This window comes from Microcystis sp. T1-4, from assembly GCF_000297435.1.
GTDB lineage: Bacteria > Cyanobacteriota > Cyanobacteriia > Cyanobacteriales > Microcystaceae > Microcystis.
On sequence record NZ_CAIP01000251.1, the window covers coordinates 1 to 8,582 of the forward strand.

The window sequence follows — 8,582 nt, forward strand, 5'->3', positions numbered from 1 at the left end:
ACTGTGTTAACAGGGACATTTTCATTTACTGTGGTCGCACTTAAGACTAAATCTGTTGGTGTTTCATTGACATTATTTACCACAATTGTCAAGGTTTTCTCAAAACTTAGTCCCCCTTGGTCTGTGGTTTTTACTCGAATACTGTAACTATTCTTGGTTTCAAAATCGGGAGAATTATTAATCTGTAATTGATTCCCCACAATCGAGAATGCTGTATTATCTGTATCTCCTGTTCCTGCTATTAAACTATAGGTAAAGGTATTCCCAGTATCGGGGTCTGTGCTGGAAAATGTTCCAATTACTGTATTGGGGGGAACATTTTCATTTACTGTGGTCGCACTTAATGCTAAATCTGTTGGTGTTTCATTAACATCATTGACAGTAATTGTCAAGGTTTTCTCAAATTCTAGTCCCCCTTGGTCGGTGGTTTTTACCCGAATGCTGTAACTATTCTTGGTTTCAAAATCGGGGGAATTATTAATCTGTAATTGATTCCCTACAATCGAGAATGCTGAGTTATCTGTATCTCCTGTTCCTGCTATTAAACTATAGGTAAAGGTATTCCCACTATCGGGGTCTGTGGTAGAAAATGTTCCTATCACTGTATTAACAGGGACATTTTCATTTACTGTAGTCGCACTTAATGCTAAATCTGTGGGTGTTTCATTAACATCATTGACTAATGCCAGTGAATTACCAATACCAGTAAAACTGGGGACGGTAGAAGAAAAGGTCACATTGAGGTTAGTGCCATCAAAGTCACTTAGGGTTGTAAAAGTAAGCGAGCCTAAACTTAGCGGTAGGGTTGTATTTGGCCATTGACCAAAAAAATCGGCGTAGCGCCAGTTGACGCTTTGATTGGTCTCGGTGTCGTTATCATTGCCGACTTCGTTTGAGGCGTTGACCGATCCAAATAGAGATTGGGTAAAATCAACATCGGCACTATCAAATCGCAGCTCTGTGTTGTCAAAATGAATTCTAAAGCCAATACCGGTTAAAGTTGCGTCGGCGTTGTCTACGTTGTAGGTTACGTTGACAACAATTTGTTCACCGATTCCAAAACTGGTGTTGGGATTTTCTAGAGATAAGGTAATAATTTGACTAGCCATAATGTTTTCTTTTTATGTAAGGTTTAAAGGATGGTGAGGGTGTTTAGATAAGATTGAACTCCTGCTAAGTCCCTTGTCGCGTCGGGAGACATCGCCCCGTCAATGAGGGTGTTGCCTTCAAAGCCCCCGAAGAGGTGGCGCATAGCGATAATCCCGTCGGAGAGAGCATCTACCACGCCGTTACCGTCAATGTCAAAGTAACCCCTCTCGATGCTGGTTTGGAGATAGGTGTTAATTTCGGTGAGGTTACGGGGGGCGTTGGTGGCAACAGCCCCATTGATTAGGTCATCCCCTTCAAAGCCACCAAATAGGTGACGGAGGAGGAGAACGCCATCGGATAAGGCATCATACTGACCGTTGCCGTCAATATCCAATCCCGTTAAGTCTGTATTAGGAATTTCCTGATTACCGAAGTTGAGATTTTCGAGAACTTGGCCGGCGCCAAGGGTGACGGTATGAACCAGGCTCACTGTGTTGACGGGCGCGTAGGGAGAGTCGCCAGCACCGTCATTGCCCGTATTACCGGATTGAGAGCCTGGGGAACCGTCGCCAAGGGTCAGAATCGCTTCCCCGATAGCTAAGACATTGACGCGGGGGTAAGAACTGCCGGTGTTGACCACGTTATCGGCTTCGTTGTCGCCATCGATGATCAGATCGCTCGTTGTGTCTAGCAGGAATTTAAATTCGCTTAAGGTTAATTCTCGCCCTAAATAGGTTTGGGCAATCTGTTGAGAGAGGGTGGCGATCGCCGAAATGTAGGGGGTGGCTTGGGAGGTGCCGCCCATGCTGATGGTGCCGCCGGTCGCATTAGCGCCGGTGATTAAAATACCAGGGGCAAAGACGTCTAGGAGGGGATGACGTTGGGAGAAGGAGGCGATCGCGTCGGCAAAGGTGGCGTAATCGACCGCGCCGTTGCCAAAGGTACGGGAGCCAAAGTCATCGGCCCAGACGGCGCCGACGGAGATAACGTTGGGGTCGGCGGCGGGATAGGACAGTCCGGGAGTGCTATTAAAGGTGTAGAAACTGTTGCCAGCGGCGGCGGCGACGAGAATATTCTGGTTGGCGATCGCCGCTAATTCATCGCCAATGCCGTAGCGTCCGACTTCCGTTGTCCAGTTTTGACTGTCGCCGAGGGAGAGGTTAACGGAGGCGATGTTGTAGGTTTCCGCATTACTGTTGACCCATTGCAGGGCTTTTTCGAGGTGGGCAAAGGAGCCAGAACCGCTATCTTTAAAGACTTTGAGAACAATTAAGTTAGCATCAGGGGCGACAGAGGAAACAATGCTGGCCACATGGGAGCCGTGATTGTTTTTATCGCTGGCATTATTGTCATTATCGGCAAAGTCGTATTGATAAATAATTTTGTCGGCAATGCCGTTGTTGTCTAAATCCGGGCCAAAGAGGTGATGGTTAAGGTCAATGCCAGTGTCGATGATGACAGTGCTATAGCCTTGTCCGGTGATATTAGCGAAGCGAGAATCGGCCCAGAAGTCGTTGAGGTTGAGCAGGCTGAGGGCGTTGCTGTTTAAAGCACTGGATAGGTCAATATTTGTGTTAGCGGTTGGAGAACTATTTAGTAAATTCGAGGGGGACTCGTCATCCACAATGGTGACCGTCGCTAGGCTCTGATTCCCAATCACTGCCCCGTTAGTGGCATTGGTTAATTGGAGCGTAAAGTATTCGTCGCCCTCAACTTTAGCGTCGTTACGAATCCGAATCGTATTGGGCGTATTGAGGAGGGCGTTTTGGACGGTAATGACTTTACTGAGTTCGTTTGCCGCAAAGGTAACTGTAATCGGCGCGTGATTGAAGTCATTATTGACAGAACTAGCGGCGCAACCGCATCCCGTCGCCGTTCCATCGGCAAAGGTCAGGGTAGCGGACACTGTCCCTGCCAGGTTGCCGCTACGGCTGACAACAATCTCGGCGAGGGCAGTCCCGTCCTCGGCAACCAGATAATTAGCGGCGCTGAAGTTGAGTTCCGTTGGGCCGTCGGTGAAAGGAACAATGAAATCTAAGGTGGGAATGGCTAAAGAAACGCTAGAGCCGGTGGTACTGACGCTGAAAATAGGATAGGTTTGTTGCCAACCGTCCTGGACAATTTGGGCAACAGTATAGGTTCCTGGACGTAGATCATTAAAGGTGTAGTTACCGTTAATATCGGTTTGAGTGGAAGTTTCTCCCGTGTCAAGTTGCCCATTATTGTTAGTATCTAAATAGACAGTCCAAACCGACAAGCCTATTTCAGTGGATTGTTTAACGCCATCGCCGTTGACATCGTTCCAGGTTTGACCGGTAATGCTTGCTAATTGATACAGACCGGCATCCCAAGAGAGATTTTCTCCCGCATTGACCGCAAAGTTAGCGGTTTTAGTGGTGGAAGGGTCAACATCGCTATCCAGTGTGTCGTCACTGCCTTGGTTTAATGGGCTGAGTAGATAGCCTTCAGGAGCGGTAAATTCGAGGTAATACTCACCCGAAGTGATGTTGTCGAAGTTATAGGAACCCGTTGCGTCGGTAGTCGCAGTGGCAATAAGCGTGTTGGCGTTGTCGTAAAGTTTGACTGTTACGTTGGCAATTCCTAATTCTCCGGGGTTTTGAATACCGTCGGCGTTAGCATCAAGCCAAACAAAGTCGCCGATAGTCCCCACTCCACCCGTGACTCGAATGGTGGCTTGGGCTGTGGTGGGAATTTCTTGGGTATTCCCAACATTATCGGTGGCGAGGGCATAGAATCGGTAGGTATGCCCCAGTTGTCCTTGGTAGATGGATTCGGTCAGGGTGCTATTGGTTAACCAGGGGGTATAGTCACCGCCGTTGTCAGAAACATAGATGGTGTAGTTGGCTAAAGCGGAACCGGTGTCGCTTCCCGTCCAACTGACGAGAAATTGGGGATTATCGGTCGTTTCTGGCAGGCTATTGATTTGGCTAGTGGGTTTGTCTGTGTCGAGGGTGTTGAAGATGGGCGGGGTTTTAATGGGTTCTTCGGTGTCGAAAATAATTTCGGCTTCAGCGTCAATGACATCCCCCGTCTTTGCGGTAGATTTAGGTCGGATGCTATAGGTTACAAAACCTTCACCACGTCCGTTTTCGTCATTGGTGGGTAGGAATCCCTGTTGTGCGTCTAGAGGGGCTTCTCCTGTGGTGGGATCAACGGTGCTGATGCGCCAGGTCGCAATACCTGTGAGGGTATCAATGGTGGCAGCAATATCTACATAGAAACCCTGGGTTTCAGTTAAGTCAATGCGGGTGCTATGGAAGGCTCGATTACCTTCTAATTCATAGACAGCACCACTCCAGCCATAATCATCAACTCGGAAGGTGCGCCAATCGAGGTCGGCATCAAGTTGTTGGGTGATGAATACCTCTTGAGCGGGGGCAGTGGCAGTGGCGACATTTTCAAAGCGAATGGTATAGCGGAGGGGTTCATCAGTATCGATCCAACGATCTTCGCCAAAGCCTTCGGGACCCAGTATGTCATTGGGATCACTGGGTTGAACGGGACGAGGTTTGTACGGGGGATCATCGTTGTCGTCATCATCGTCGTCGTCATCGTCATCGTCACATTCAGGATCACCTTCTTTACATTCACAATATTCTTCACGAGGCTTGGGTAATGAAATACCTTGAATTACTAAATCCTCAGTCTCCAAGTTACTAATGTTAGAAATAACTAGAGATTCTACAATGTCTGGGTTAAATAACTCTGGAGTAGACCATGTGGTGTCGTAAGAACTGTAAAAGATACTTGTTTCAAGGTTTGTATCACTAGGATTAACATCTTCTGCCCAAAAAGCAAAAACATTGCCATTTATTTCAGAAAGAGATACAGATCCACTAATTGGATGGTCAACAATTACTTGAGGAGAACTCCAACTATTCCCATTCCAGAAAGAACTCATAAGACGCTCATTGCCGTCTAAGTTGTTAATCCAAGTTAACGGCAATAAACCATTTATTACTTCATGTAATTTTGTACTTGTATCATCTCCCGACCTTTGCAAATCAGCTATTGGTGAAGACCATATTCCATTTTGTTGAACTGCGTAAAATACATCCCCCGATTTAATGGTCTGGTACACATCTTCAGCAGAACTATTTGTGCTAATTCCAGAAGAACTTGCTGCAGTCCAAGCCACAACTGGATTATTATCTACATCGTACATTAGTGAAACTTGACCGATGTATCCAAGACTGTCAGGAATTTGGATTGGATTACTCCAAGTAGTTCCATTAAATGTTGAGATATTGATTGAATCTCCAAAAATCTCTTCTGAGGAGTTTTCTTTCGCCCATGCAAGTAAAATTTCACCGCTTGAACTAATAGCTATGCTTGGAGCAGCATCTTCAGAAAAATCATCTTGAAGATTATTTGAAACACTATTTGTCCCGTAGATATTATTCGTACCGGTTTGAGGATCATAAACAATTGTCAGACCATCAGGCAGTATGTTGTTCTCATCACTAAGGATACCAAAAATTGAAGATCCGCCAAATTCTTTACTCCATTCATAAGTGTAGCTAATCTCGTGATTTCCCCAGCGACCACTTGCCGTTATAGAAGCTGAAATTTCTTTAAACTCTGGTGTAGGCAGTAACTGAACTTCAATTACGCCAGAACCAGTGAGTACACCTTCAACTTTGTCAAACAACTCAACTTCTTCTGCTCCGATACGAAGTCCAGCGTTAAGGCTAACATCACCACCTGATGGCCAAGAGGGAAAATCAGCTTGACTATTCCAAGTTGCTGTTCCTGAAATTCCCCCATCAAGAAAGAGGCCAATGCCCTCAATCTCTATAATTTCATATCCACCAATGTTTAACTCCCATTCATTAATGCTAGGTCCGATTGCACCCGATAGCGAGCCACCAACATTCAAAGATGCGGACTCAAATTCATACTCACATTCTTCTTTATTGATTTTCCAATTTGCCTCTACAGCACCATTAACTGCTCCTTCAAGGCGTTTAGAAAGTTGGGCGCTACCCTCAAGTTCTCCATTAAGTTGAGGATTTTCACCCAATTGCCCACTGATGGTTCCCGATAGTTCTATTCCTGTTTTTCCTCCGATAAAAGGAATTACTTTAGGAATACTTATGCTTTTACCAATATTTATCGAATAAGAAAAAGAACTTAACGTGGTTAAATCTTCTGAAGTGCTAGTTAAAAATTGGTTATTATTGGTACTCCAATAAAGATTATTTGAGGATATTAGGAACGAGTCATAATATAAATCCTTGTCATCTCCAATTTCGCTATCATACTTCTGATAAACAGTAACGATCTCTCCTTCTTGTGTAACAACCAAAGATGGATTTGAGTCATTTATGGTATTATTTGTTAAACTGGTAGGTGTAGTCCATTCATAGGTATTGCCAAGTTCTTCTTGACGGCCAATAGAGTAGTAGATTTCAGATTCATTGCCTTCACCTTGTTTCCAGCTAACAATCAATCCCGGAGTTGTTCCATTAATCAGATTGTCTGAAGCCCGAATTGTAAAGTCAGTTCCCGTAGCTTCTGGAATAGGATTCGATGTTACCCAATTACTTCCATTGAAGAAAGCATGAGTAATGTTGCCATCACGAGACCAAATGATGTGTGTTGTACCCTTTGAATCACGAGTCAAAACTGGATTAGTTTCGTTTACATAAGATACTTCTTCTTGAGATTTGCCATAGATAACAACATTTTGATCACTATTTGCATTGATTTCATATATTGGCAGTTCAAGATCGGTTTCTCCATTGCGATCCATGTCAAAGTCGTAATCGCTTAAAGCTAATTCATAACTGCCAGACTCTAAAGAAATAAATGTGAAATTACCTTGTTGATCTGTGATAGCTGTTCCTACTAGGCGATTGTCTTCGCCTCTTGTTTCATAAGCTGCTAATTCTACACCAGCTAGGGGAATAGCTGTTTCTGCATCTAGTAATTGACCCGATAGATTGGACGATGGCTGATACTCTGGATTAACTGCATACATTCGTGCAAATAAATCTTTTGCATCGTAAATTGGCTCATTCTCAGCAGATAGTTGAGATGACATATCATTGAGCATCTTCACATAGTCGCCATAAGTCTGAACACGAGGCACAATGTTACTCAAGAACCTATCCCACTGAGCATCAGTTAATCCCTCTGGACGAATTGAAACTTCAAAACTATTCCAATCAATAGCTGTGGTATTGTCTGCCGAGTAGGTACGAACCTGAAATTCAATGGGGGCAGTGTTGCTGTTAAAATACACAGGCAGAACATTGATATCCCCCGGTCGCAAAATCCCCTGTGGGCCTTCGTTACTCACACCCAACAAATGCAATGGCGCATCAGAAGTCAGTCCCTTTAAAGTCGTTCCTACTTGGGTATTGGTAACACTTTCAATAATCAACAGAGGAGCAATTGTATCCGTATCTCCCGTATTGCCATAGTTAACATTGAAAGTATAATTGCGGTTCGGACGGACTTCCTCTGGCCCTGTAATATTGGAATCCAAGTCAAAACCACTCGCATCTTGAACCGTGATGACATCCTCTAACCGTGCAGTGCTATTACCCTGGTTTGCTTGAACGTCATACAGCCCCAAGGTTTCATTAAAGAGGTCGAAGGTAACGTAAGCTAGAGTAGAATTTTCTAGATAGATATTCTCGGCGGTGATCAGACTTCCATCAGCGGCCCGGAGTTGGAATGTCGTATCGGTAGAAAACCTTGCGCCACGAATTTCCAGGGTAGCTTCACCAAAATTACCAATTTTCCGACTCGCTACGTCAGTAATAGAGAAAGGAATCTCTTGGGCTAGAATTTCATAACTAGGACTTCCTGAAACCTGATCACCATAGCCCAGCACATAGTAGGTTCCCGTTTGTTCAATGGGAATTACAATTTCTGGATCGGTGTTAAAGGGTTGTGTCGTCGTCCAGTCAAACTGTCCCCGCGTTGGCATTGCGCCATAACGCACATACAATTCATTCAAAGATTGATCAGAGCTGCTATCTAACTTCAGACGAATCGCCTGACCAGCAGTGGCATTGAAACGATAGTAAACCGACTGACCTTGGTCTAAATCCCCAGTGTCGGGCGTTCCTAGCGTTAAAGCTTCTACGTCAAGGGCAATTTTCGCATTTGATACACCAGTATTATTACCCTCATTGACTTCGGGAACTTGATTGCGAATATCGCTACGAACAAGGACATAGTAATCCCCTAAATTAACCCCCGGAACCACGCCATTAAGGGTTTCCGTATAACTTGCGCCAGCGGCCACATCCCCGGAACGATTCACCTGGCCAACTAGGACATCTCCAATGTTCCACTGATTATCAGCAGAAAGATAGACGGCATCCGTCCAACTTCCGTAGGCGGACTCGGTCCCTTGATTCTGAACGGTATAGCTCAAGCTAATGGCTTGACCCGGAATGCCACTGGCAGGAACAGTAACACCAGTCACCACAAGATCCGAGGGCGGGGGGATGATG

The 8,582-nt window shown here is 45.1% G+C and carries 2 protein-coding genes; both read right to left on the reverse strand.

Annotated features, from left to right (window positions below; translation table 11 throughout):
- On the reverse strand, positions 1-1,109 hold a 1,109-nt coding region (locus MICAI_RS22600), incomplete at its 3' end, for a cadherin repeat domain-containing protein (protein WP_198285303.1).
- 23 nt (positions 1,110-1,132) lie between these two features.
- Positions 1,133-8,557 carry an SdrD B-like domain-containing protein gene (locus MICAI_RS15645; protein WP_232306213.1) on the reverse strand — a complete coding sequence of 2,475 codons (7,425 nt, stop codon included), beginning with the start codon at positions 8,555-8,557 and terminating at the stop codon, positions 1,133-1,135.
- Positions 8,558-8,582: the final 25 nt, after the last annotated feature.